General features: G+C 24.1%; 22 protein-coding genes and 1 pseudogene. 13 read left to right on the forward strand and 10 right to left on the reverse strand.

The genetic code is table 11. The annotated features are described in order from the left end of the window. Positions 1 to 707: 707 nt before the first annotated feature. From QZ288_RS06775 to QZ288_RS06810, 8 genes are all read left to right on the forward strand, one after another. A complete protein-coding gene (locus QZ288_RS06775) occupies positions 708 to 1,145 on the forward strand; it encodes a hypothetical protein (RefSeq protein WP_295156789.1) in 438 nt (145 codons plus the stop codon). A gap of 25 nt (positions 1,146 to 1,170) precedes the next feature. Continuing rightward, positions 1,171 to 1,719 carry a hypothetical protein gene (locus QZ288_RS06780; RefSeq protein WP_295156791.1) on the forward strand — a complete coding sequence of 183 codons (549 nt, stop codon included), beginning with the start codon at positions 1,171 to 1,173 and terminating at the stop codon, positions 1,717 to 1,719. After that, positions 1,697 to 2,134 carry a hypothetical protein gene (locus tag QZ288_RS06785; protein ID WP_295156794.1) on the forward strand — a complete coding sequence of 146 codons (438 nt, stop codon included), beginning with the start codon at positions 1,697 to 1,699 and terminating at the stop codon, positions 2,132 to 2,134. The genes QZ288_RS06780 and QZ288_RS06785 overlap by 23 nt, the downstream gene beginning before the upstream one ends. A gap of 201 nt (positions 2,135 to 2,335) precedes the next feature. Then, positions 2,336 to 2,476 carry a type II toxin-antitoxin system HicB family antitoxin gene (locus tag QZ288_RS06790; RefSeq protein ID WP_295156797.1) on the forward strand — a complete coding sequence of 47 codons (141 nt, stop codon included), beginning with the start codon at positions 2,336 to 2,338 and terminating at the stop codon, positions 2,474 to 2,476. An 806-nt stretch (positions 2,477 to 3,282) separates the two neighbouring features. Continuing rightward, on the forward strand, positions 3,283 to 3,930 hold the full coding sequence (locus QZ288_RS06795; RefSeq protein ID WP_295156799.1) for a hypothetical protein: 648 nt from the start codon (positions 3,283 to 3,285) through the stop codon (positions 3,928 to 3,930). Beyond that, positions 3,930 to 4,649 carry a hypothetical protein gene (locus QZ288_RS06800; RefSeq protein ID WP_295156802.1) on the forward strand — a complete coding sequence of 240 codons (720 nt, stop codon included), beginning with the start codon at positions 3,930 to 3,932 and terminating at the stop codon, positions 4,647 to 4,649. The genes QZ288_RS06795 and QZ288_RS06800 overlap by 1 nt, the downstream gene beginning before the upstream one ends. Positions 4,650 to 4,949: 300 nt before the next feature. Beyond that, on the forward strand, positions 4,950 to 5,105 hold the full coding sequence (locus QZ288_RS06805; protein ID WP_295156805.1) for a hypothetical protein: 156 nt from the start codon (positions 4,950 to 4,952) through the stop codon (positions 5,103 to 5,105). A gap of 418 nt (positions 5,106 to 5,523) precedes the next feature. Then, positions 5,524 to 6,876 (forward strand): MATE family efflux transporter, encoded by a 1,353-nt coding sequence (locus QZ288_RS06810; protein ID WP_295156808.1) that lies wholly within the window; start codon positions 5,524 to 5,526, stop codon positions 6,874 to 6,876. Between the two features lie 712 nt (positions 6,877 to 7,588). Here QZ288_RS06810 and QZ288_RS06815 read toward each other — a convergent pair. Together QZ288_RS06815 and QZ288_RS06820 are read right to left on the reverse strand one after the other, a co-directional pair. After that, on the reverse strand, positions 7,589 to 11,008 hold the full coding sequence (locus QZ288_RS06815) for a DUF4132 domain-containing protein (protein WP_295156811.1): 3,420 nt from the start codon (positions 11,006 to 11,008) through the stop codon (positions 7,589 to 7,591). Positions 11,009 to 11,447: 439 nt separating this feature from the next. Next, positions 11,448 to 11,999: a hypothetical protein gene (locus tag QZ288_RS06820; protein WP_295156814.1), complete on the reverse strand. Its 552-nt coding sequence runs from the start codon at positions 11,997 to 11,999 to the stop codon at positions 11,448 to 11,450. Positions 12,000 to 12,280: 281 nt separating this feature from the next. On the opposite strand from QZ288_RS06820, the gene QZ288_RS06825 reads away from it, so the two are divergent. Further along, positions 12,281 to 13,210: a glycosyltransferase family 2 protein gene (locus QZ288_RS06825; protein WP_295156817.1), complete on the forward strand. Its 930-nt coding sequence runs from the start codon at positions 12,281 to 12,283 to the stop codon at positions 13,208 to 13,210. Positions 13,211 to 13,235: 25 nt separating this feature from the next. Continuing rightward, positions 13,236 to 14,804, forward strand: coding sequence for a hypothetical protein (locus QZ288_RS06830; protein WP_295156820.1), 1,569 nt, complete (start codon positions 13,236 to 13,238; stop codon positions 14,802 to 14,804). 55 nt (positions 14,805 to 14,859) lie between these two features. Here the strand turns inward: QZ288_RS06830 and QZ288_RS06835 are convergent, their stop codons facing one another. The 3 genes from QZ288_RS06835 to QZ288_RS06845 form a co-directional block, all read right to left on the reverse strand. Then, on the reverse strand, positions 14,860 to 16,317 hold the full coding sequence (locus QZ288_RS06835) for a radical SAM protein (protein ID WP_295156823.1): 1,458 nt from the start codon (positions 16,315 to 16,317) through the stop codon (positions 14,860 to 14,862). Between the two features lie 100 nt (positions 16,318 to 16,417). Further along, a complete protein-coding gene (gene thpR, locus QZ288_RS06840; RefSeq protein WP_295156826.1) occupies positions 16,418 to 16,948 on the reverse strand; it encodes an RNA 2',3'-cyclic phosphodiesterase in 531 nt (176 codons plus the stop codon). An 11-nt stretch (positions 16,949 to 16,959) separates the two neighbouring features. After that, positions 16,960 to 17,529 carry a hypothetical protein gene (locus tag QZ288_RS06845; RefSeq protein WP_295156828.1) on the reverse strand — a complete coding sequence of 190 codons (570 nt, stop codon included), beginning with the start codon at positions 17,527 to 17,529 and terminating at the stop codon, positions 16,960 to 16,962. Between the two features lie 244 nt (positions 17,530 to 17,773). Between QZ288_RS06845 and QZ288_RS06850 the strand changes: the two are divergent. From QZ288_RS06850 to QZ288_RS06860, 3 genes and pseudogenes are all read left to right on the forward strand, one after another. Next, positions 17,774 to 18,343: pseudogene (locus QZ288_RS06850) on the forward strand (Rpn family recombination-promoting nuclease/putative transposase); the annotation flags it as partial. Positions 18,344 to 18,374: 31 nt separating this feature from the next. Next, a complete protein-coding gene (locus QZ288_RS06855; protein ID WP_295156830.1) occupies positions 18,375 to 18,626 on the forward strand; it encodes a hypothetical protein in 252 nt (83 codons plus the stop codon). A gap of 25 nt (positions 18,627 to 18,651) precedes the next feature. Beyond that, positions 18,652 to 18,933, forward strand: a complete 282-nt coding sequence (locus QZ288_RS06860; RefSeq protein WP_295156834.1) for a hypothetical protein — start codon at positions 18,652 to 18,654, stop codon at positions 18,931 to 18,933. Positions 18,934 to 19,006: 73 nt separating this feature from the next. Here the strand turns inward: QZ288_RS06860 and QZ288_RS06865 are convergent, their stop codons facing one another. The 5 genes from QZ288_RS06865 to QZ288_RS06885 all read right to left on the reverse strand — a co-directional run bounded on the left by QZ288_RS06865 (position 19,007) and on the right by QZ288_RS06885 (position 25,942). Continuing rightward, a complete protein-coding gene (locus tag QZ288_RS06865) occupies positions 19,007 to 20,239 on the reverse strand; it encodes an acetylornithine/succinylornithine family transaminase (protein WP_295156837.1) in 1,233 nt (410 codons plus the stop codon). Positions 20,240 to 20,254: 15 nt separating this feature from the next. After that, entirely contained in the window at positions 20,255 to 21,121 is an 867-nt protein-coding gene (argB, locus tag QZ288_RS06870; RefSeq protein ID WP_295156840.1) for an acetylglutamate kinase, read from the reverse strand. Positions 21,122 to 21,151: 30 nt separating this feature from the next. Then, positions 21,152 to 22,381 carry a bifunctional glutamate N-acetyltransferase/amino-acid acetyltransferase ArgJ gene (argJ, locus tag QZ288_RS06875; RefSeq protein ID WP_295156843.1) on the reverse strand — a complete coding sequence of 410 codons (1,230 nt, stop codon included), beginning with the start codon at positions 22,379 to 22,381 and terminating at the stop codon, positions 21,152 to 21,154. 170 nt (positions 22,382 to 22,551) lie between these two features. Next, positions 22,552 to 23,610, reverse strand: a complete 1,059-nt coding sequence (gene argC / locus QZ288_RS06880) for an N-acetyl-gamma-glutamyl-phosphate reductase (RefSeq protein WP_295156846.1) — start codon at positions 23,608 to 23,610, stop codon at positions 22,552 to 22,554. A gap of 241 nt (positions 23,611 to 23,851) precedes the next feature. Continuing rightward, on the reverse strand, positions 23,852 to 25,942 hold the full coding sequence (locus QZ288_RS06885) for a hypothetical protein (RefSeq protein ID WP_295156848.1): 2,091 nt from the start codon (positions 25,940 to 25,942) through the stop codon (positions 23,852 to 23,854). Positions 25,943 to 26,000: the final 58 nt, after the last annotated feature.

Consider the following 26,000-nt stretch of genomic DNA (forward strand, 5'->3'; position numbering starts at 1 on the left):
ATAATTAAATACATTTTATTTTTTATTTTGTTTATTTATATATAATAAAAATTAGAATTCTAAATTAATATATATTTATAGCTTTACTTTGGATGCATATTTAAGATTTTGAACCTAAATAAAATAGGGCGGGTGGGTGGGTATGCTTTTTCTAAGTTAATATACCAAAAAATAATATGATTATAAAATCAGAAATAAGTTTTAAATTTTATAGGGCGGGGTATGTAAATTAAGTTTTAAATCTTTTATAATTCTTCGTCTATTATAATTTAATTGTATAAAAAATAATATATAATAAAAATTTTAATGGTATAATAATAAAAATATTATCAATATTAAAAAACATAAAATTTCATTTGAAAATGCATATATGTTTTTTTAGATAAAAATGTTATTATTATGAAAGATGAAGAGCATTATGATTACTGAGTACAGATGTATTATTATATAGATGTATTATTATATAATGGTAAATATTAAATCAAAGTTTATTGCTGCTGCTATTTATGCGGAGAGAACAAAAAAAATTAAAATAAAGAAATTATAAGAATTATATATAAAAATATTATAAAATATTTAATTTGTATATTATTTACAAATTAAAAACTTGATTTTTTATACAGTTTATAATATATTGGTTATATATACTTATAATTTTTCTTATTATTGTAGGATATATTTTCGATAATAAATGAAAGTAGTTATTTATGAAAAATAGAGGCAGAGTAAATATAGATACTGCTGATTATTTATATGATAATACACAAATATTTATTAATTGTATTAATAAATGTAATAATGATGATGTCAATCATATTATTATAGGCAGGTGGTATTATGGGGTATTTCTATTAGCTAAGGACTATTTAATTTCTAATGGTTATAGTCAACATTGTAATAAAAATTTTAGAGGAAAACCTTGTAAAATAAAAAATTGTAATCTTGAATGTTTAACACATAAAGGAAAGAATAATTCTATATGGCTAACATTGGTAAATTATGCTAATAAAAATAAATCGTTAGCAACTAATGGCAAGCAGCTAGCTCAATTAAGAGAAAATTATGAATATTCTGGAAGAATATGTGATAAAAATGCTTTAAATAAAGCTAAAAATTATTTTAATAAAATATTGAAAGATTTATAAATTTATAATCAAAAGGAACTAAAAAATGAATAATTTTAATAGAGATAATTTATTATTATCTATACTAAAAAAATATTTTAATAATTTTTTAAAATTAAACAATAATATAAAACTAATAGAGCAAAATGATTATTATATAATTTATTTTATGGATGAATCTTCTTTTAATAAAAATAAAGATAATATAGAAAGTCTGTTTAAATATTTAGATAATAAATATAAAAATATATTATCGTTTTTGGATATATTTATTGGATGTGATTATATTTATAATTTTTATGTAAATGAAAAAGATTTAATTGAACAAGAAGAAGACGGATTATGCAATGATTTAACATTGAAATTATTACATAATTATAATAGTACAATTATGATACCAGAATATTCAAAAATTTTATCAGTATTATTAGATTTATGTATAGAAACTTTTAAAGAATTTCATCATAGTATTATTTATGATAAAAAAAATATAAATACATCTATTAGTGATTGTAATATAAAAGTAGAAAATAAAAAAGAATACAATAATGTAAATAATTATGAGGAAGATGATGAATACTTTGAAGCAGCATGAAAATTCTACTTTTTCTATAACAGAAATTAAACTTGTTAAAGCTAATTTTTGTCAAAAAAATAATATTATTAATAAAGATGAGATTGCTATAAATTTAAATATGGGATCTTTTTATTCTAATAGAAATGATATAGAAAATTCTATACAGTTAAATTTATCTGTTGATATAGAACTATCTCAAGAAAATGAAAATAAAGATAATATTTCTATTGCTACAGTAGAAACAATAGTAGTTGGTATATTTGAATATAAAAATAATATTTCAGAAAAATTGCTTCCAAATTTAGTTTCTATTTTATACTCTTATATTAGACCAATTGTAGCACAATTTTCTGTTATGGCAAAATTACCCCCTATAGATTTACCTATATTAAATTTAAGTAAGATAGATGTGAAACATATAGAAGAAAATTAGATTGTTCTTTAAAAATACCATATTTATGTGCATTAACTATAAATAATCTTGAGTCCATTTTAAAAATTTACTAAAAGTTTAAAGAGTGTGCATAATATACAAAGTCTGTTTTATAATCATCTGTTTAATAAGAAATAAAAAATATTATATAATTAATAAAAAATTATATAATAAGAAAATCCTTATAAATAGGTTTTTTATATGTCTAAATATGATTTTAATATTCTAATAGAGCAAGATGAAGACGGAATGTATATAGCAGCAGTTCCTTCATTAAAAAGCTGTTATACTCAGGCAAAATCAATAGATGAACTTTATATAAGAACAAAAGAAGTTATATAACTTTGTCTTGAAGTTGAAGAAGAACATAACTATTTGAAAGATAATTATAAATATAATAAACTCATAAAAGCTGGCAAGGTAGAAGTTAGTATATGAGTAAATTATCTATATGCTATTCAAAAACTATGATTAAAATTCTTAAATATTGCTAGGATTCAAAGAATTAAGACAAAAAGGAAGTCATAAATTTTTTATTAATGATAAAAGACTTACTGTTATCATATCAGCATACCAGTTCATAATGAAGATTTAACAAGAGGTTTAATCAGAAAAATTTTAAAAGACATAAATATCACTATAGATGAATATGAGAAGCTAAAAAAAGAAATTTGATAATAAAGCATTTGCTAAAAAAAATTAATATAAACCTTTTAGATTTTTTCTATCAAATTATTATATTCAAATTATTATATTCTTTATACATGCAAATATATTTACTCTACATTATCATTTACAAACTCTAAAATAGTATTCTTTTGATTATAGTTAATATTTTTATAATCATTTTAATTAAATTGATGAATCATCTTAATAAATGAAATATATTTTTTATAATAATATAAGGAATAATACATATTTTTAATTAGTAATAATTATTAATTTTTTTAAAAAAATATTTGATTTTTTATTTTATTATAGTATATTAATAAATAGTTCTTAATTTTTTAATGGGTTTATTTTATGAAAAAATATATTTCTATCTTTATGATATTTCTTGTTTTATTTAATTTTTATTCTTGTGCTAAAAATGCTTTAAGTCTTATACAGTACGAATAAATTTTCAAGGTGTTTTTAAGGTGTTTTTCATGAATAAAATTTATATATTTATAACTTTTATTATCATATTTTTTATTTTTTCCTGTAAAAATGTAAAAATTTTAAACCCTAATGAAAACGATGTAGAGGTTTTCTATGCGGATTCAATTGCAGAAGATTTAACAATGATAGTAGAATATAAAAGTAAAACAAATAATGGAAAAATAGATTTGGTAGGCTGTACACAATTTAAGATAAAATGTTATGAAAATGATTTTAAGAATATTTATTCTATGAGGCATATTCATAATAATTATTTAGCATATGAACAAATATTAATAGACAATAAAGATACATTATTTGCTCTTGAATTTGTTGTTCCTTTTGATATTAGTGAACCTTATATTGATTATATATGTGTTTTTGGCAATGGACAGCATGCACAATCTTGGAGTAATTCTATAAAAGTAGCAATAGAAACTAATGGAAAATTAATTTTTGACTGGGATCGCCCTCCTTTTTATGGATTGCCTACTAATGTTGCAACTCCTTTTTATTTTAGAGAAGATGAATTTAGAGATTATGATTATTTAACAGATGAAGAAAATATTATTTTGAATTTCATCATTTATACAGTTAAATTGTATGAAAGTTTATGTACTAATGGTTATTTAAAAAATAATAATGGATATAAATAATGAGTAAATTTATATATAAAATATTGATTATAGTTTTAAGTATTAGTATAAATTTATTTGCTAATTTTGAAATAAATTTTTATATGCCTTTAGGATTTAATTTTAGTTTTAGTTCTATTACATTAGAGAGACCCAACAGACTATATGAATCTATTAAAGGAGATTTAGGTTTTGATTTTTCGCTTATGCTTCAGCTTGGATATAATTTGAAATTAAATAATAATAATTCTAAAATAAGAAGTATAGGTTTTCTTTTAGATGCTGGTTTTTATATGCAGGATATTAATATTAATTACAAATATCCTAAATTTGCTAATTATAATGATTACTATAAAGTAGATGATGAGTTTTTATTTTACGGCATTCATTTAGGTGTCATTCCTAAAATAAATTTTGAAAATTTTTCTATAGGTTTGGGTCTTGGAGTTAGAATTCCAATTGAAGCTGAAATATCTCATCAAAAACTAGAAGATGATAACGGTATTTATTATAAAGGTTCTTTAATGTATAAGGATAAATCAGAGTGGAATTTTAATGATATTAAAAAAGTATTTAAATATCCTGTGTTTCCGTATATAAAATTAAGTTTTGACGGTTTTTGGTATCCTTTTGATAAAACAGCTTTTATGTATGGAGCATATTTGCTTTATGATTTTTCTAGTCCTTATAATGTTAACAATATAGAGACTTTACAAAAAGGGTTAATAAAAAAAATATAATTTATCTTCTTTATCTATTTGTTTTTATGTTGGTGTTTCTTTTGGAAGGAAATAGATAATATAATAAGGTTTATGGCAGGATAAAAAGTTTCTTAATTAAAAAGAAAATTATTCTTTGATTTTTATAAGTAAACAAAGATTTTTCTGCCTGTATGAAATAATTTTATTTATATTATGAAATTTATCTGTAAAAATTTAAAAAAAATTACTTAAAAAAATATAATTTTTTATTTGTGAATTTTTTATTATATAGTATAATATATTTAGGACAAAGCTATATTTAAAAAGGAGTTTACAAATATGGTTACAACTATAACAGCAACAGAAACAACTAATGTCTATGTTACATCAATAGGCGGGGTAAATATCACCGTCAGAAATAATTTTTCTGATAAAACAGCTACTGTCGAGGTAGAGCCGAAAATCACAGGCGGTGCTTTAAATGTGCAAGGGTGATTTTTCCCCATATCGCATTTTATTATCGGTTCTTTAATTGAATACTTTAGTAAAGTAGTCTTTTGTTCACTTATTAAAAGTAATGGGGTTGTTCGTGGGAAGCAGCCCCATTTTTATTATTTAAATCAGCTTAAAATTCAATAATAAATAATGTTTAACAAAAAATAATAAGGCTGAAACTTATTTTAGTATAAAACATTAATAAAATATACAATATTGACATATTATTATAAAATGTTTATACTATTTTATAATAAGCAGGTATTAATATATTTGAAATATTAAAGCTATTTTTATTTACTGAAGATTTTATTTAACAGATTATTTTTTCTTTTCTATAATTTTAATATTGGATAATATTTTATATTAATTGTTATAATAGAGCATATTTTTGTTTTAATTGTTTAAGGAATAAAGAATGGAACTGAATAGCAAAACTTTAATAGAAAACAGCAGCATAAATTTATTTTCAAAGTTTGCAATACCAAGTATATTAGGAATGATAATGGGAAGTGCTGCTGTATTTGTAGACGGATTTTTTGTAGCACATTTTATATCATCAGAGGCTTTTACTGCCATTAATATAGTCTGGCCCATAACTGCATTATCTTTCGGTATTTATGTAATGCTTACTATAGGTGCTGCTGCTCTTGCTGGAAAATGCATAGGTGAAAACAATATAAGAAGGGCAAATTTAATATTTACTCAAACTTTAATTGTAGTTTTTATTATAGCAAGCATTCCGCTTATTATAGCATATATATTCAGAGAGAATTTACTGCCTATTTTTGGTGCACATGGCAGGATTTATAAATTATCATTGGATTATATAGAAGGTGTTTTAGCAGCAACATTTTTTTGGGGTATGGCTTATGTACTTAGTCAATTCGTAAGGCTTAACGGTTCTCCTAAATTTGCTTCTTCAATGTTTATAATAGCATCTATAGTTAATATGATATTGGATCCCATTTTTATTATAGTTTTTCATTTTGGAATCGCTGGAGCTGCTTGGGCTACTGCAATATCTCAGATAATAGCTTTTATTATGGGGGCTTTATATTTTTTTAAGCCTAACTGCAGATTAAAAGTTATTAGAATATACGGAGGCTGGGTATATATACTTAAAGCTGCATTTAATGGATTTTCTGAATTTTTGAGTAATATTTCTTCAGGTCTTATACCTTGGCTTTTTAATATAACTGCTTATAATATTTCTGGAAACAACGGCATACTTGTTTACTCTGCTGCAAATTATGCGATTATGTTTTTTATAATGCTTGCATATTCTGTAGGGGAGGCATTAGAACCTTTGGTTAGTGTTTCTTACGGAGCTAAAAATACAAATGGAATGAAAGATTTTTTGAAAATATCTATATTTTTAATTTCTTTTGTATCAGTATTAGCTTCTATTATACTTTTGATTGATCCTAGTGTTCTTGTTAATATGCTTTTGAAAGATGTTGACAATCAAACCTTTGATGATGCTTTATTTTTTGTAAGGGCTTCAATTCCTACATTTATAGGGGCTGGAATCAATATTATAATGAGTGCATATTATACTTCTATTCAAAAATCAGGGGCTTCTGCAATTATTGCTGCTTTGAGGAGTATGATTCTTCCTGTTTTATTGGTAATGACGCTTCCTAATATATTTGGTTTTATTGGTTTAGTATTGGTTCTGCCTATAAGTGAAATTGCTACATTAATAGTTTCCTTTGCATTATATAAAAATAGAAGTGCTGAAGTTTTGATTAATGATTACAACTATTAATTTATATAATATTTCTTAAGCTAAAAATTGTATAATCTTAAGCTATAATTATTAATAAATACTTGGACTAATATTTTATTTTCTTATTAAAACTGTAAAATAAATAATTATTAGATTTTAAAATTAATTAATGAATTTAATAGGCAGCTTTGTTAAAAAGTTTTAAAATTTATTTTAATTCTAAGTCTATTATTCTCTCATTATTCTTTTATAACTTTAATTTTTCTTTTTTTATTTGTTTAAACTGTATTATAACATTCACCTTAGTTTTTACTAGATTTAAAATACTTATTTCGCACGGTGAACATATTTTTAAACATAATAAAAATTGTATTATTAATTGATTTATATATTTAGTTTAATTTAGTGTGCGTTGTATAAATTATAAATTTAAAAAAATCTTGGGCGGGCAGTTATAATTACACTATAAATAAAAAAGAAAAATAATATAGAAATGAGAGAAAAAAATTTAAAGCATAGAGGGCGGGCAAATGTAATTAGATTTTAAAACTTTTATTACAATACTGCCAATTATTATTTTATAATTTTAACTTTTCTTTTTTATTTGTTTAAATTATAGTACCTGCCTAAGTTTTATTTAAATTTAGAATTTATTTTACGAACGATAGATAAAAAAATAGTTAATAATTGAGCTTTAAATTATTAACTATTTTTTTATTTTTTATCTGTTTATCGTATGTTAAATAAAAAATTAGTCAGGAAAAACGCTCTTTACTATGCTGTAAATTGAAGAAGCAAATCTTTTATTTACTTTCAAAGGATTAATCAAAGTTTCAATGCCGTCACTAATTTCATAAAACTCAATATCCCAAAACTCAACATCTTCATTAACATCTATTCCGAAATACATATACTCAAATGTTATGTGAACGGAAATATTAAGATAAGTATCTTTTAATATGTACTCAGAGAAACTTCCTCCGTCTAAAGTCTCGCCTCTAGCCATATCATATTTATTTGCTAATGACATTAAAACTCCAGCCTTTAATGTTTTTGAGTTTAGAGAATTAATTTTATCTTCGCTTATGTCTCCTTCTGTAATTTCTTCATATTTGAAATCAAGCTGTTCTATAGGCTGCACTATCTCATAATCTGATAACTGAGTTTTCCATTTTTCTATAGTGTCAGCATCTAATTCTGAAGAATGAACTAAAGTTATTAAACTGTTTTCTTTTAAAATATATTCTTCTTCATTAGCTGTATTGAAAGTACCGTCTTCCATATATCTGAAACTTTCTATCAAATTGTTATTCTCATCATAAACACCCCAAATAAGTTTTAAAGCAAATATATTCATAATAGGGTTTTCAACAAATATATTTTTAAAATTATTATAAGTCCATTTCCTGCCGTTTAGTAAAACTTTCTGAAGCCTTATTTTCTGACTTTGAATTAAAGTTTTTATTTCTTTTTTAAGAGTAGTGCATTCTTTTTTAGCGTTGTCAGCTTCTGTCTTATCATCTTTGCTGTTTGGTGCAGGAAGCGATTTTATTATTTTTTGTTTATCATTATCTGTAATAATAAGCTCAAGATTATTATTTATTGATAATGTAAATGTCCTTTTTGCTTCTCCTCCATAGCTTAATACTTTCTCACCTTTTTTATTAAATCCGAAATTAGGTATTATTCTGTCTGAAAGCTCATCTGCTGTCATATCAAGCATATATGCAGCATTCTCCATAGTTTCTATTGCTGCTTGTTTTATTTTTGCTGTAGGCGATTTTCTTGTAAGAGAGTCTACTAATATCAATGCATAACTCTTTCCATTTAATGCCATACATTTTACAATAAAAGATGCCATAACAGTACGCGATCCCTTAGCAAATTCTTTTATTAAAGGATAAACTTTATCTATTTTCAAATCATCAGAATATATCAAATAAGGTATTAAAATATTTTTCTTTGACGCTTCATAATTAGAATCTTTTAAGTAAGTATAAAGCATTTCCAAAGCATTAGCAAATGAAGAAGCATCAAGAATTTCTGCAAGCATATCGCAGTCTTTTAATCTGGCAGGCTCTAATAGATTCATATACTCCATAATGATATATTTAAAAACCCGCTCATCGGCTAATTTTCCATTATTATATAAAACTTTTGTCAAATGAATATCGTCTAAAAACTTTATATTTTTTTCATAGTTTGTATTGTAGTAAGCGTCAATAAACTCCAAAGCCTCATCAATACTTTTGAAATTATCACCGTATTTTTTAAGATTCCAATTCTTAATAATATTTTTTAATGCACCTTTTAATTCTGATGATCTTGATTTTTCTGACATTTTCTCAGCATAAACTCTTGTAATATCTTCATTATCAGAAATAACTTTAAGGCAGTATCTTTTTACTTCAGCTATTTTCATATTTTCAAGAACTTTATAAAGTAAATTATAGTCATTATAATTAAATTCATTATAAATAGTCTTTAATATATCTAATGCTGTGTTTTTACTGCCTGCTATATCATTTTTTATAAAGCTTTCATCATTTAAAATATTTTTTATTTCATCAAAATAGCTTTTAAATAATTCATCTTTTACACTATTTATAACTATATTATTATTTTCATCTAAGCATCTAAGTTCATGGTATAATGTGGCGGGATTTCGTCCGTTGTAATAATAACCTGAAACATCGCCTGCATAATATGAAAGCAAAATTTCTTTTAATGTAATATTTAACTCTTTATTGTTTAATAAACTGTCAATAACCTGTTTTAAAGTTTTACTTCCTATAGCCGACTGTATTTCTATATATTTTCTTATTCCCAGCTGAATAGGAAAATATTTCAAAACATCATAAGCAATTTTTTTGAAGTTTTTTATTTGTGCATTATCATAATTAAGTAAACAATAAAAATAACTAATATGCGAAGCAAAATTAGCTTCAGGATAAGTATCATTTCTATTTAAAAAAATGAATGAGTTTTTCTTGTCTGTATAATATTTTATAAGCTCATCAAATTTTGTATTTTTATCTTTATCAAATATTTCTTCAATTTTTTCTGTGCTGGTGAGAGCAGGAGTTGTAATATACCTGCTTTTATTTTCCATAAAATGATTAACTATATCTTTTAATATATATACTGATTTTATGAATTTTTTTAAATCTGCTTTTTCTATATCATTATGTTCAATTAAAATAGAAGTAAGCACTATGAATATTCTTTTATTGCTTTTATCATCTATATTTTTTCCAACCAAATTATAAATTTTATAAAAATCTTCTTTGCTTTTTAAATATAAATCTCTTGCCTCATATATGAATTGATAACGGAAATAATTATAAAAGTGTTTAGCTATAAATCTGAAATGATTCGGATAATTTATTGCATTGAAAAATTTTTCTTTAGCTTTATAAATATTGTCATCATAATCTGAGTATCTTATATCTGCTCCAAGTTCAATATTAATATCAATAATATATTCTTCATTACTATTCAATACATCTATAAATTTATTTTTTATGATTTCATTTTTATCTAAAATAGCAGCAATTACATTTAAAGTGTCAAAAAGATTAGGAAGAACATCAAATGATTTTACAGCTGCATTTATATATTTTTCTTTGCACTCTTTATTACTTTTTATAACAGAACATATTGCAATTAATGGTATCACCGCATCTCTGCCCATTTTATGAAGTATTTTTTTATTATCATTTTTATTAATAATATCAATATATTTATCTGTATAATCATTAAACTCTTTATTAAAGTATTTATTTATGTCTTCAAACAATTTATATAAATTGTTTTCATATACTATCGTCCTTGTATAATCCTTATAATGTTTTTCATAATTATAAGAAATATATCTCAAAGACTTTTCAAAATCTTTATTTATTATATAATCGAAAATAACAAACTGATATCCTTCCTCTCCATTTTTTTCTGAACCGTAAAGAAGTATTTTCATAAAATGTTCATATCTTTTTTTCAAGTTATCATCTTCTATAGTAAAATAATCTTTTAAAAATTTATCTCTCTGATGAAAACGAATATAACTATACTTCGCTATTTTACTAAAATCGTTTGTAGATTCGCATTTCTTTATATCATCTTTTATACAAGAACATTGATAGTACATTTCAAGTTTTTTTTCTAAGTCCATAACTTAAATCTCACTGATAATATTAATTTATGTACTCTTTATATATTATTTTTATGTTTTTTTCAATATATAAAAGATTGTTGTTTTATTTATCGCTAATAAAAATTGTACGCTAAAAATGTATGCTATTATTGTTTTATCTGTAATATAATAAACTTTAATTTAGGATCTATAAATTATGCATTTCCTGAAATCCTAAATATCTAAGCATACTAGTATATTTTTATTACTAATATACCCTAAAAAATAATGCACAAAGTAATCATTCATTCTCTTGATATTTATCATATATGGATTATGACAAAATAATATAAAAGTAAATGTTTGAAATATTATATTTTTATTAATAATTAAATTTATATTATAAAATGCAGTACAAATATATAATTCATTTTGAGCTATTTCTTGTAAAAAACTGCTTTATTATTTATAGCTTTAATTATTTTTTTCTCCAAGTTTCTTTTTCAAACTCTCCTGCAATTCCTACTAATGATTCATCTAAATCTATATCAAGCACAGAATTAAAAGTATTGTAAGCTATCATCCAAGAAATAAAGCCTACTATAACAACTATTTCAGAGTCATTAAAATGCTTTTTAAGATTATTCATTAACTCATCAGTTACACCATTAGGATCTTTTACCATCTGCATGCCTAATTGTGATAATAATTCTTCTTTTTCATCAAGTTTAAGGTTTTTAGGATCATCTCCTATAGCTTTTAAATCTCTTATGAAGAATAAAGAACATAATATGCATCCGTTTGTAGTTGAAACAGAATGTGCCAGTATCATAGCAGCTCTTTCTCCCACAACTTCAACTAATCTGCTGTATGAAGTATACCAGCCCATCATAGTGTCGTAAGTTATATAATCATTAAGAAGTGCTTTTTTCATATTTGTAACATTTCCGCTTTTTTTTAAGTGATAATCAAAAGCTTCTTTTACTTTTCCTTGAGCCTCTTCATATTCTACAAATTTAACTCTAGCCATAATAAATACTCCTTTTTTATTTAATAATTAGTATTTAAGTATAACATATATAATGATAATATAAATACTTTTTTATAAAAAAATATTGAAATTTATATTTTATATGTTATACTAAAGCTATATTGGTTTAATGGAATATTTATGACATCAGACATCAGACATCAGACATCAGACATCAGACATCAGACATCAGACATCAGGAATAATATATTAATAAATATTATTTCTATATTTTCATTGCATAAAAATATTAAAATTTATTCAGTTTCAGCAGGTATTTTATGAAAGTCAGTATAATAATACCTTGCTATAATGAAGAAGATGTTTTAAATACTTTTTATGAAAGAATAAATAATGTTTCAAAAGAATTAATCGATTATGAATTAGAATTTCTTTTTATAAATGACGGCAGTAAAGATAAAACCGAAAAAATAATAGAAGAATTAAATAAAAAAGACAGCAGAGTAAAACTTTTTTCATTTTCTAGAAATTTCGGACATCAGGCTGCGGTAAGCTGCGGCATTCATAATTGCTGCTCAGATATTGCTGTGATAATAGATGCAGATTTGCAAGACCCTCCTGAAATTATACCAGATATGATAAAAATGTATGAAGATATTAAATGTCCTATTATATATGGTAAAAGAGTTTCAAGAAAAGGAGAAACTTTTTTTAAAAAATTAACAGCTTCTATATTTTACCGCTTAATTAATTTATTATCAGAAGTAAAATTTCCCGTTGATACAGGAGATTTCAGATTAATTGATAGAAATGTTATAGAAACATATAAATCTTTCGGTGAAAATCCTAAATATATAAGAGGGCTGATAAGCTGGACGGGTTTTGAACAAAAGGCTTTTGAATATGAAAGAGAAGCAAGAGCTGCAGGACATACTAAATATACATTCAAAAAAATGTTAAAATTAGCCCTTACAGGAATTTTATCATTTTCTGTCAAGCCTTTAAAAATATCTTTATTTTTAGGGACTCTAGCTATATTTACTGCCTTATCTTTTTCTGTCAGAGTATTTTATTTATATTTATTTAATCCTGATAAATTAGTAAAAGGCTATGCTTCAGCTATAATTATTATTCTTTTTATGGGAGGCTTTCAGCTTTTATCCTTATCTGTTATCAGTGAATATTTAGCCAATATTTTTAATGAAATCAAAAAAAGACCTGAATATATATTAAAAAAAACAATTAAATAATTAATTATTTTGGAGCAAATTTATTATGAAAAAATATATTTATTATAGTGCCTTTATAATCCCTATTATTTTAACAGTAATAATACATATTTATGGTATACCTAGAGCTAAAGCTGATTTTGATCAATATAAACAATATGATGATATGCTTACATTTTATAATAATAATGCATTTCCTACAGCAGGCACAAAAATGTGGAGTGCATATGATGATTATACTCCTAGAATGCCCGGAGGTTTTTACTATATTGTTTATACTATATTATATAAAATTACTAATGAAAATTTTATGTTATCTCGTATACTATTTATGATATTATGTTTATTATCTTTGGCTTTATTTTTATTTTGGCTTTATAAAAGATTTGGTAAATATATTACATCAGTCTTTTCAGCTTTAATATTATGTAATGCTTATTTATTTTTTGCAAGTATAGATATTTATAATCCTAATATTATGATATATTTATCATTTATATTATTAATATTATTTTGCGAATATGTTACTGACGGAAAGTATTCATATATTTCAGCATTATTTATATATCCTGTGACCGCATTAATGGCTCAATGTCATTTTGCTGTATTTTTCTCTATAGTTCCTTCGCTATTGATTTATCATATAATAAGATTCAAAAAACTCACAAAGAAATATATAGTTCCTCTTTTAATTAGTGTTTTTATATCATTTTTATTATATTTGCCTTATTTGATTAGCGAGATTAATAATGGATTTTCAAATACGCTATCAATGCTTTCATTTAGAAGCGGAGGAAAAATTATGGCTTTTCCTCAGATTTACTGCATGCTTATATATCCTACAACTGAGATGTCAATATTTTATGGAAGAACTAATGCTATACTTTATTTTTGGTTTAAAAACAATCCTTTTTTATTTTTTGAAGCTTTAATTCTTTTACTTACAGCAGCATTTTCTTTAACTGCTTTAGTATTCTCTATAAAAAGAATATTTTTAAATAATAATCAGTCTAATGATATTAAAGATATAATGCTTAGAGAAAGTATGATATTATATTTAATATATATACCTACAACATTATTTGTCTTTTTTACAGCAAATTCAAAACCCGGTACTTTTCATTATATTTATAATGCATTTGCATTATCTTTTGTGCCGATATTAATTTTTATAAGAAATATAGAGCAATGTAAATTAATAAAATTAAAAACTATTTTGCCTTTATTTACAATTTTGGTAAGCATATCTTTTTCTCTTCAAATTATAAGAACTATTAATTTATATACAAATCCTTATAGTTATGATAATAATAGAGCTTTAATGGAAGTTATATTAAATGATGCTGATGGAGAGGAGTTTAATATAGAATCTATAAGGACTGTTTCAATGATTAGATATATGTATGAATTAGCATCAGATATGTATGGTATAAAAAATAAGTGGAATATGAATGAAAATGCAAAATTAACATATTTTATTTATAATAGAGATATGTATTTTTTTGAAGGTAAATGGAAAGATGTAAAAGATGATAAGAATAAGCCTATTCCTGAAAATTCTGTAAAAATATATGGAAATGATGCATTATCAGTATATAAATATATAAAAGATTAATAATCAATCTATGGTATTTATATAATATCATAGATTAAATTTGTTAAGTTAATATTTAAGAAAAATCTTTCAAATGCCCTTTTGATACTTTCTTAAATGCCCTTAAATAATATTTTATATCGTCTAAATCTCTGATTGACAATACTTTATGCATTAAAAACTGCGGAGTAAAACTAAGATTATAAAGTTTTTGTATCCAGCATTTTATTTTTTCTTCTCCTACATCTGTTTTCATTACAGCACTACGCATATCATAATCTTCCCAATTTTCTGTGGTAAGCCAATTTTCTCTTTTGCATTGATTGAATAATTCTGTTCCAGGATACGGAATTATTATTGTAGCCTGCATAGTTTTGGCATATCCTTTTAAAAGAAGTTTTTTAGTAAGTTCATAAGTCTTTTCAATATCTTCTTCAGTTTCCCAAGGATAGCCAAGCATTACTGTTATATGAGGAGAAAGCCCTGCATCTGAAGCTGCTTTACAGGAAGGAAGTATTTCTTCAGCTTTATTTCCTTTTATGAGTCTGTCTAATGTAGTCTGACTTGCAGATTCCAAACCGAATAATAAAAATCTAAATCCCGCTTTTTTCATAAGTCTGTATTCATCTTCATTACAAGCACCGAAACGCATATTGCAGTCTATATTAACTTTTTTATTTAACTTTTTATCTATCATAAAATTGCAGAAATCATTAAGCCATTTTTTTACAGGAAAACAGCCTGTATCGTCCATTATTTCTCTTATACCATATTTATTATAAAGAAACTCTACTTCATCAGCAACATTCTCAGCAGTTCTAACACGGAAATTTGTATATATGCCAGTCCAAGAACAGAAAGTACATCTATGATGCCAGCAGTCTCTTCCAGCCATTATATAAGTTCCGGGAATTCGTTTGAAATTGCCGTTATCATAAGCATATCTTTGCCACTGTGTTAAATCTCTGTCTATAAAAGGAAGGCTTTTTAAATCATGCCTTAATTCAAAGAATCCTGTATTTTTTATATTATTATTTTCTCTGTAATATATTCCTTTTTCTAATTGGGCTTTTCCATTTAAATATTCTATTAAATTCAAAAGAAGAAAATCATAATCACCGCCTGTAAGCAAATAATCAGCTTTGCAATTATTCATGGTTTCTTCAGGCATAGCAGTAATATGATCTCCCGCAATAACGACAATCATATTTGGGTATTTAGCTTTTAAGTCATCGGCTATTTTCCAAGCTTTATATATAACAGGAGTTTTAACTTCAAAAAATAGTAAATCAGGAGTTCTTTCATCTAAATATTCATACCATTGTTTTGTACTCATATTTCTTGCAATAGCATCTGTAAAATCTACATCATATCCTGCATTTTTTATCATTGTAGCGGCAGTTGCAGGAACAACAGGATAAATATATGTAGGACTTTTGAACCATTGAAATTGTCTGTTCTGCGATAATAATGCTACTCCTCTGTCGCTTTCAAATGGGGGATAGCCTATATATATTTTATTTATTTTATTCATAAATTAATTTGCCTTTATAATTAAAAAATATTATGTTTATTTAATTTAAATAATTATACTTTAATTAATAAAAATGTAAATGATTGATTGAATTATATAATTAAAAATTAATAGTGAAAATTTCTGTATAATTATGAAAATCGCTTGAATATAAAGTTATAGAGTCAGCTAAAAAAATTAATGGAGTAAAATATATTCTTTCAATATTTTCTTTTAATTTTTCATTATCATAAACTTTTTTAACTCTTGCTAATGTGATATGAGATTTGAAATCTTTTTTATCATATTTTAGATTTTCTATATCGTTTAAACTTTCTCTTAAAGTTATAACATAATTTTTTAATTCTTCGCTTACAGCATTAATGAATATTATATTTATATCTTTGAATTTATTTGTAAAGTAAGAAATATTTTTTAAGTTTATATTAAATGGGGCAGGGGAGGAGTTTATTACTTTTTCTTTTATTTGTTCTATTTGCTTATCTTTTATATAATCAAAAAATACTAATGTTATATGTATTTTATCTTTTGAAACTTTTTTTAATTCTGCTGTATTTTTATTTATATTAAGAATATTAGAATATTTATTTTTTATTTCTTCATTTAAGTTTAATGCTAAGAATGCTCTCATAATTAATAATTTTATATGTCAAGATTCAATAATTTAGATATTTTGTCCATTGTAACATCTTTATATAAAATTGTATTAGGCATTACATTGCCATTAACCTGTTTAGCAGTTGTTTCGCTATTATCAATGATTTCTAGGATTTCTATAATCATACTAGCTTTATCTAAATATATTTTTTTATCATCATTATATTTGAATGTTATATACATTTTTAGATTTGACATAACAGTATGCTCTACAGTGAAAAAATTATCCTTATAAACTATATTGCCTATAAGCCCTTCGCTTTGATTAAAACTTTTAAAAGCAATAGTTCCAATATACTGATATTTATTATTTGATTCTATTTGAAATAGGGCATAATAATACCAATTATTATTTTTTAATATTATCATTTCATAAGCACTATTATCTTTAAATCTTATTTTTCTAATAGCATAAATTGATAATTCTTTATTATTTTTTAAATTGCCGTTATCAGTGAAATAATTTTTATTTATTTTTATAGGCTTATCATCAATATTTTGCGGGTAAATATTAAAAGAAAATAAAATAATAAATATCAATGCAAATCTCAGCATATATAAAAACTCCGAATTATAATAAATGAAATTATACTCTATAACCCTTTATTTATCAATATTGATTTATTTTAATTAAATTGTTTGGGCTGTCATAGATAACTAAAATTATTTTATTATTACTCCATTTTGCAAATGTTAGGAATTCAAAATTTTTATAATTAGATTTCTAGTATGTAAAACTATATTATTATTAATAAAAAAATAGTCTTTACTTTTTATTTTTTCACTATAAAATATACTTATGGGTAAGAAATATTTTAATACTCTAAATGATTATTTTGTCAGATACCTATTCACTGATAAAGGAAGCGAAGTTATTTTATTAGACTTTATCAATTCTATAATGATTAATGCTAAAATGAAAACTTTTCGTTCAGTTGAAATTTTAACTCCTTCGCCAAAGGCGGGCAGTCGCCTTAACTTAAAGAAAAATAAAAATCTAAAAGAAACGATAGTCGATGTTAAATGCATAACACAAAATGGAACTGTAGTTATAATAGAAATTCAGCTTCAAGGAAATTCAAGATTTCCAGAAAGAATACTTTATTACTGGGCTGTTAATTATAGTAAATTACTAAAAGACGGCGAGAGATATGATGAATTAACTCCTGTTATAAGTATCAATCTTCTTAATTTTAATTTAGATAAAAAAACAAAGAATATTCATTCCTGTTATATGCTTTATGAAATTAATAATAAAAAGTTATTAACAGATCACCTGCAAATACATATAATAGAATTAAAAAAGTTTAATAGTAAAAATCTGTTATCTAAAGATTTAAATTGCTGGCTTAATTTTTTTACATCAAAAAAGCAATAATAACGGAACAATTATAATTTTTATGTTTGAGCCTAAACTTATTAATAGTTTAAATTCTATGGTTCAGAGTATGCCTGATAGGCTTATTATAAGATATATTGATAAAGTAAGTATTGCATATTTATTTGCTTCTCCAGATTCAAGAATAAAAATAATTACAACTCAAATAGTTTCAGCTTTTATAAATATATTTATACTTAATTTATATATTACTATTTTATACATTGCTGTAAGCGAATCTATGTTTAAAATGGAACTTGATATATATAGTTAATATAATAATTGTTAATATTGGGTTTATGGTTTTATTTTTTATCATATGTTTTTTAAGTTCTGTAAACTTTTCTTCTTCAGCTGTTTCTTTATGGTCTGGTTTAGGACTTTGTATATTATTTGTGCTTTTGCAGATGATTTCAAGGGTGGGGGAGAAAGCAGAAATTTTTAAATATTTTAGTATTATAACTTTATTTAATCATTCTAAATACAGCGATAACTTAAATATGTTTTTATTAAAAAGCATTATATTATTTATAATTAAAATAGCAGCTAGTATATTATATATTATTATATTTAATAGATAATATATATAAGTTTGAATTTTATAAATCTGCTGAATATTTTATATTTTACAGCAGATTTTTATAATTTTATAATTTATCCTATACATTCGCAGAGTATTGATACAGCCTTTTCTAATTCTTTGTCTGTTATTGTAAGCGGAGGAAGAAGTCTTATTTTATTTTTAGCAGTCAGAGGAATAACGCCTTTTGATATGCATTTCTCAGCTATTTCTCTTGCATTTAATCCTTCTTTAAGACCTATCCCAAGCATTAAACCTATACCATCAACGCTTTCTACATTACTGAGTTTTATTAATTTATTTTTTATATATTTAGATTTTTTATTTATTTCTTTTAATAAATCTTTATTTATTATATTTAATACTTCTAAAGCAGCAGCTGCAGCAATAGGATTAGCACCGAATGTAGAGCCATGATCTCCATTAACAAATACACAAGAGCATTTTTTATTCATAAGCATTGCCCCTATAGGAATACCGCCGCCTAAACCTTTAGCCAATGTAGTAATATCAGCCTTAATTTCAAAATGTTCAGAACATAAGAATTTTCCTGTTCTTCCTGCACCTGTCTGTACTTCATCAGCTATAAAAAGTATATCATTTTCTTCGCAGTATTTTTTTATTTTTTGTACATATTCTTTATCAAGCGGTATAACTCCTCCCTCTCCCTGAATAAATTCAATCATCAAAGCACATGCATTATCTTTTAATTTTTCTACAGTATCATTATAATTATTAGCCTCTGCAAATGAAAATCCTTCTAAGAATGGAAAAAAGAAATTATGAAAAATTTCCTGTCCTGTAGCAGAAAGTGCAGCTAAAGTTCTGCCGTGAAATGAGTTTTTTAATGTTACTATTTTGTATCTTTTATAGTCTTTGTTATTATCAGCATATTTATTGAAAGAGTATTTTCTTGCACATTTTATTGCAGCTTCATTTGCTTCAGTGCCTGAATTACAGAAAAATACTTTATCATATTTTGTTATAGTGCATAGCTTTTTAGCTAAATCTATATAAGGCTTAGTGTAGTAAAGATTTGAAGTATGCTGCAAAGTTTTTAATTGATTAGCTGCAGCATTGATATAATTTTTGTTTCCGTATCCTATGCTATTAACTCCGATTCCGCTGCCTAAATCAATATACTCTTTTCCTTCAATATCTTTTAACTTTGCTCCTTTTCCAGATTCTAATAATAAATCAAATCTTGCATAAGTATCAGCAGTGTATTTTTTACTATTATTAATATAATATTTTTTTAATTTTGATTTTTCATTGCTTTTATTATTTATCGTTTTTTTGCCAGCCATTTTTTACTCCAAATTTTAATCTTTATAAAACATAGTTCCTATACCTTCATCGGTAAACATTTCTATTAATAATGAATGGCATAATCTTCCGTCTATTATGAATACTTTTGATACGCCATTTTCAACTGCATCTATACAATGCTTAACTTTAGGTATCATTCCTCCTGATACAGTGCCGTCTTTTATAAGATTATTTATATCTTTAATATTAATTTGACTTATTAATGTATTTTCATCATCTTTGTCTTTTAAAAGTCCGGGAGTGTCAGTCATATATATTAATGTTTCAGCTTTTAAACTCTCTGCTATTTTTGCAGCGGCAGTATCAGCATTGATATTATAAACATTTCCTTCACTGTCGCATCCTACAGTTGCAACTATTGGAATATATTTATTTTGTATAATTGTATCAAGCAAATCTGTGTCTACATAATCAACATCTCCTACGAATCCCAAATCAGCATCATCTTTATATTTACTTACTTTAAACATATTTCCGTCAATACCGCATATACCAAGACATTTAGCTTTGCAGCTTTCAAGCGATGCAACTAATTCTTTATTAACTTTACCAGCAAGAACCATCTTTACTATTTCAGCAGTTTCTTTATCAGTGTATCTAAGTCCGTTTATAAACTTTGATTCTTTTCCTATTTTTTTAAGCATTGCAGTGATATCTTTTCCTCCGCCGTGAACAACTATAACTTTTATTCCTACAGTAGAAAGTAAAGCAACATCGCTCATAACTTTCTTTTTTAATTCAGGATTTTCCATAGCACTTCCGCCGTATTTGATTACAACAGTTTTTCCTGTATATTTTTGTATATAGGGCAATGCATGATTAAGTATAAATGCTTTATCTCTATTTGAAATATTATCCATTTTATATTTTCCTTTTTGTTATAAATAATTTTAACTTCTGTATGAACCGTTAATTTTTACATAATCATAAGTTAAATCACAGCCCCAAGCTGAAGCATTGCTTTTGCCTGAGTTCATATTTATTGTAATTTTTATTTCATCTTCTTTTAATATTTTTAAAGCTTCATCTTCATCAAACTCTATTCCGTATCCGTCTTTATAAACATTCATATCTCCGTATTTCGAGCCTACATTTATAGAAATTTTATTTATATCAAAATCCGCATCAGTATAGCCTATAGCACATGATATGCGTCCCCAATTCATATCGCATCCGAATATAGCAGCTTTTACTAAATTTGAAGTTATTACAGATTTTGCTGTCTTTCTTGCTAATTCTAAATTTTCGGCATTAATCACATCGCATTCTATTAATTTTGTAGCACCCTCTCCGTCTTTTGCCATTTGCTTTGATAAATAAGTATTAATAGTATTTAATGCTTTACAAAATATTTTATAATTATCATCTTCTTTATCTATTAAAATATTTTCTGCCTCTCCGTTTGCAAGCACAACACACATATCATTTGTAGATGTATCTCCATCAACGCTTACCATATTATAAGTTGATTTTACATCTTCGCTTAAAGCCTTTTGAAGCATTTCGCTTGTGATATTGCAGTCTGTAGTTATAAATGCAAGCATTGTAGCCATATTAGGGTGAATCATACCGCTTCCTTTTGCTATTGCCCCAATATGAACTTTTTTTCCGTCTATTTCAAATTCATAAGCTGCTTCTTTCATAAATGTATCAGTTGTCATTATTGCCTCTGCAGCATTTTGGGCATTCTCGAAAGAATTATTTGCATTATCTATTAACTTTTTTATATTTTTTTGTATAGGCTCTATAGGAAGAGGTATTCCTATAACACCTGTAGAAGCAACTGCAACATCTTTTTCATCAATTGCTAATATATCAGCGGTAAGTCTGCACATTTCTTTTGCTTTATCAATACCGTCTTTATTGCATGTATTGGCATTTCCTGAATTACATATAACAGCTTTTGCCTTTCCGTTTTTTAAATGTTCTTTGCTTACTATAATATTTGCTCCGCATACTTTATTTTGAGTATATACTGCCCCTACAGAGCATAAGCTTTTACTGTAAATTACTGCTAAGTCTTTTTTATCTGTATTTGTTTTTATTCCTGAATGCATTCCATTAGCTAAGAAGCCTTTAGCTGCACATATTCCGCCTTCAATTTGCTTTAAATTACTCATCTGTATAAATCTCCTATTATTGTTATGCATATTATTATAATATAAAATTGATTTAATTAAAAAGCGGGAGGTATCATATTTAATCCCTCATCTTTTATTATTGCTAATAAAAATTGTTCGCATTAAGTGTCTGCTAAGTGAACTTAGCCGACGCTCACAATTTTTATTGCTTAAAAAGCAGGAGGTATCATATTTAATCCCTCATCTTCTTTTAAACCTAATGCTATATTCATATTTTGTATTGCCTGTCCTGCAGCTCCTTTTACCATATTATCAATTACTGATACTATTATTAATTTATTATTTCTGCTGTCTATATGCAAAGATATATCGCAGTAATTTGAGTATTTGACATATTTTAAATTTGCTGTTTCTCCTATATTTAATACTCTTATAAATTTTGAATCTTTATAAAACTTTTTATATGAATTATGTATATCTTCTAATTTGATATTTTTATTTTCTAATTTAGAATATATTGTTGAAACTATTCCTCTGTTTAATGGAAGCAAATGCGGTACAAAAGTAACTTTTATATCATCGCCGTATATATTTGATAATGTCTGTTCTATTTCGGGTGTATGTCTATGCTCAGCAATTTTATACGGAGAGAAAGCTTCATTACATTCTGTATAATGGGTATTTAATTTTAATTCTCTGCCTGCTCCTGTTGCTCCTGATTTTGAATCAATTATAATATCATCTTTCATTATTAATTTATTTACTAATGCAGGTGCAAGTCCCAAGCATATAGAAGTAGGGTAGCAGCCCGGATTTCCTATAATCTTTGCATTTTTTAATTCTTTTTTATTATATATATTATCATATTTAATTATTTCAGGTATTGAATATACTGCTTCCTTATGAAGATTTTTATATTTATATTCTTTATCATAATAATTTTTATAATCTTCTTCATTATTAAGTCTGAAATCAGCACCTAAATCTATGAATAAAATATTTTTTTCAAAACATTTATTTGCAATATCATCGCTTAATCCTGCAGGCAATGATGCAAATACAACATCAGTATCTTCAAATATTTCATTTTCATCTATTAATAATTTATCTAAATTTTTGTTTAAATTAGGATATACTTCATTTATATTTTTTCCTGCAAAACTTTTTGAGGAAAGATTTTTTAATTCTACTTTACTATGAGACAGCAGCAGTCTGATTAATTCTAATCCTGCATATCCTGTTGCACCTATAACAGATACTCTTATCATATAAAACACTCCTATAATAATTTAAAATGATACCATAAAAAGAATAATATTTAATTTGCTTAAGAAATATAAAGAATAAAATAGAGGCTTAACGCCTTGAAAGATTATTTTTGATATAAAAACTGATATTATACATTTTTATTTTTCCTAAAAACTGTTTAATATTTGCATACTATTGTACTATGAATAATAAAAAAGTCAAGGATTTTTTTAATAACTTTTTGGAGTTTTTGGGCATTTTCTATTTTTTAGTTAGATAATATATTTTTATGCCGTATAATAGTTCACCGCAGTAATTAAAATTGTAGCTTTTAAAAAAATTATTGCTGTATATTGAATTATAGTTTGTATTAATAAAAAAATAAAAATCGTTATCAGATATATAATTTGAAAAATCTGATTCATTTGTTATTACAGTGCAGTATGAATTCGTATTTATATAGTTTATATATTGTACAGGAAGCATTTTATTATAAAAATATATATTGCTATTATTGTCAAATGCTAGATTTTTATCAGATTTTTCAAAATAATTGTCATAACTATTAAATCTATTTTCAGTAAGTATATTTGATAGAAATGTAATAGATAAATATATTAAGACTAAAGTTCTTATTATTTTATTACTTTGTATTAATGCTATTATAATTGGAATTATAAATAATATAAGAATATAGCTGCTTCCTGAATATCTAGCTGCATTATACGGAGATATTATACTAGATATAACAGAATAAATTAATGCAGATATAAAAATAAAAATCATTATCTTATATTTATCATTAGAAATTATAGTTTTTGTTATTTTAAACTTTTGTAATATTATTGCTGCTATTAATAATACTATTACTATATGTAATATGTCGCAAAATATAAGTTTATTAAAAAAGTCTGGTAAATTAATTGGTAATTTTATGCTGTTAGAAGCTCTATTTCCTGCATTTAATAAAGTATCAAAGAATTTCATATATAATAATTGCGATAAAAATAATGCTGATATAAATGATGCAGCATAATATAATATTATTTTATAGCTGTTTATTTCAAGTAATGGTTTAATAAAAGTTATATTTTTTTTATTAATATAGCTAATACAATAATTAATAAATAACATTGCAGATAATATAAGAATAAATAACATAGAAGAATATAATGTTAAATATGATATTGATGCTATAATTGTAGTCAATATGAAATTTTTTACAGAATAGTTATTGTTATAAATAGTATTCAATACAATAAAAGTTATAACTACAAAAAAAGTTTCCTGCATTTGATATGGTCTTAAAAACATAGAAAAACTTACAGACATCTCTGATATAGAGAAGATTAGAATTAAAGGTAATATTATTTCTCTATTATTTCCGAATATAAGTTTCAAAATCTTGTATATAAATATAAATGATATTATATAAAATATACAATTTAATATAGTTCCTGTGATTATCATATTTTTTATTGTATATGCTTCTCTGCCTATAAATGCTGTTCTTAATAATATATAATAAATATTTGATATAAATGAATCTTTAGAATCTTTATATAGTTCCTTTATATCTAAAAGTGCATCTTTTAAAGTTTTATCATTAAATCCAATATCTTTTATAATGTCAAAACCTACAATTTTATTATATTTATTAGCATTACTAAAATATTGTGAGCGGTTAGAACTTATTATGCTATAATATTCATCACCATGCATCATATCTTGTCTGCTAGCCCAGTATATTCTTATAAAAATGGAAAATACCGCTATGATAATAAGTAATAAAAAATATATTTTATCATTAATTATTTTATAATATTTCAGCATTATAAATAACGAAATAATAATTAAAAATGAAATTAAATAAATTATTAATGAATATTTAATTTTTAATGTATAATTAACATTATCAATTTTTTCAAAATCTATTATTTTATCAGAAATTAAATTACCAAAAGGACTGCCGTTTTTATCCATATTAATTTCTTTAATGAAAGAATTATCTTGTAAGACTTTATTAGTATCAATATAAACTCCGTAAATATCGCTATGTCTGAATATTTTACTGTAATATTTTAATTTAAAACCATAATTATAATTTGTAATTGCCTCATTTGTAAATATATAATTAATTAAAGCATTATTATCTAACTGATTATCTATAGTGAATAATTTTTTAGTTTCTTCGATATCTAAATTATTTAATTCTAAAGTTTGATTAATATGAATTTCATCAAATTTAAATTCGCTTAAATATCCTTTTCTAGTTTTATTTCCTAATATAGAGAGTATTATTAAAGCTAAAGTATAAATTATAATAAAAGATATACATATTTTACTCTTCATATATAAACTCCATAGTATTCTACTATTAAAATACAAATAAAAAAATTAATATTATTCT

The organism is uncultured Brachyspira sp. (assembly GCF_910578695.1).
Classification (GTDB): Bacteria; Spirochaetota; Brachyspiria; order Brachyspirales; family Brachyspiraceae; genus Brachyspira.

What these genes read in the sequence shown, in the direction of transcription:
- QZ288_RS06775 (WP_295156789.1), top strand. Translation starts at nt 708, where the DNA reads ATGAAAAATAGAGGCAGAGTAAATATAGATACTGCTGATTATTTATAT.
- QZ288_RS06780 (WP_295156791.1), top strand. Translation starts at nt 1,171, where the DNA reads ATGAATAATTTTAATAGAGATAATTTATTATTATCTATACTAAAAAAA.
- QZ288_RS06785 (WP_295156794.1), top strand. Translation starts at nt 1,697, where the DNA reads ATGAATACTTTGAAGCAGCATGAAAATTCTACTTTTTCTATAACAGAA.
- QZ288_RS06790 (WP_295156797.1), top strand. Translation starts at nt 2,336, where the DNA reads ATGTCTAAATATGATTTTAATATTCTAATAGAGCAAGATGAAGACGGA.
- QZ288_RS06795 (WP_295156799.1), top strand. Translation starts at nt 3,283, where the DNA reads ATGAATAAAATTTATATATTTATAACTTTTATTATCATATTTTTTATT.
- QZ288_RS06800 (WP_295156802.1), top strand. Translation starts at nt 3,930, where the DNA reads ATGAGTAAATTTATATATAAAATATTGATTATAGTTTTAAGTATTAGT.
- QZ288_RS06805 (WP_295156805.1), top strand. Translation starts at nt 4,950, where the DNA reads ATGGTTACAACTATAACAGCAACAGAAACAACTAATGTCTATGTTACA.
- QZ288_RS06810 (WP_295156808.1), top strand. Translation starts at nt 5,524, where the DNA reads ATGGAACTGAATAGCAAAACTTTAATAGAAAACAGCAGCATAAATTTA.
- QZ288_RS06815 (WP_295156811.1), bottom strand. Translation starts at nt 11,008, where the DNA reads ATGGACTTAGAAAAAAAACTTGAAATGTACTATCAATGTTCTTGTATA.
- QZ288_RS06820 (WP_295156814.1), bottom strand. Translation starts at nt 11,999, where the DNA reads ATGGCTAGAGTTAAATTTGTAGAATATGAAGAGGCTCAAGGAAAAGTA.
- QZ288_RS06825 (WP_295156817.1), top strand. Translation starts at nt 12,281, where the DNA reads ATGAAAGTCAGTATAATAATACCTTGCTATAATGAAGAAGATGTTTTA.
- QZ288_RS06830 (WP_295156820.1), top strand. Translation starts at nt 13,236, where the DNA reads ATGAAAAAATATATTTATTATAGTGCCTTTATAATCCCTATTATTTTA.
- QZ288_RS06835 (WP_295156823.1), bottom strand. Translation starts at nt 16,317, where the DNA reads ATGAATAAAATAAATAAAATATATATAGGCTATCCCCCATTTGAAAGC.
- thpR (WP_295156826.1), bottom strand. Translation starts at nt 16,948, where the DNA reads ATGAGAGCATTCTTAGCATTAAACTTAAATGAAGAAATAAAAAATAAA.
- QZ288_RS06845 (WP_295156828.1), bottom strand. Translation starts at nt 17,529, where the DNA reads ATGCTGAGATTTGCATTGATATTTATTATTTTATTTTCTTTTAATATT.
- QZ288_RS06855 (WP_295156830.1), top strand. Translation starts at nt 18,375, where the DNA reads ATGTTTGAGCCTAAACTTATTAATAGTTTAAATTCTATGGTTCAGAGT.
- QZ288_RS06860 (WP_295156834.1), top strand. Translation starts at nt 18,652, where the DNA reads ATGGTTTTATTTTTTATCATATGTTTTTTAAGTTCTGTAAACTTTTCT.
- QZ288_RS06865 (WP_295156837.1), bottom strand. Translation starts at nt 20,239, where the DNA reads ATGGCTGGCAAAAAAACGATAAATAATAAAAGCAATGAAAAATCAAAA.
- argB (WP_295156840.1), bottom strand. Translation starts at nt 21,121, where the DNA reads ATGGATAATATTTCAAATAGAGATAAAGCATTTATACTTAATCATGCA.
- argJ (WP_295156843.1), bottom strand. Translation starts at nt 22,381, where the DNA reads ATGAGTAATTTAAAGCAAATTGAAGGCGGAATATGTGCAGCTAAAGGC.
- argC (WP_295156846.1), bottom strand. Translation starts at nt 23,610, where the DNA reads ATGATAAGAGTATCTGTTATAGGTGCAACAGGATATGCAGGATTAGAA.
- QZ288_RS06885 (WP_295156848.1), bottom strand. Translation starts at nt 25,942, where the DNA reads ATGAAGAGTAAAATATGTATATCTTTTATTATAATTTATACTTTAGCT.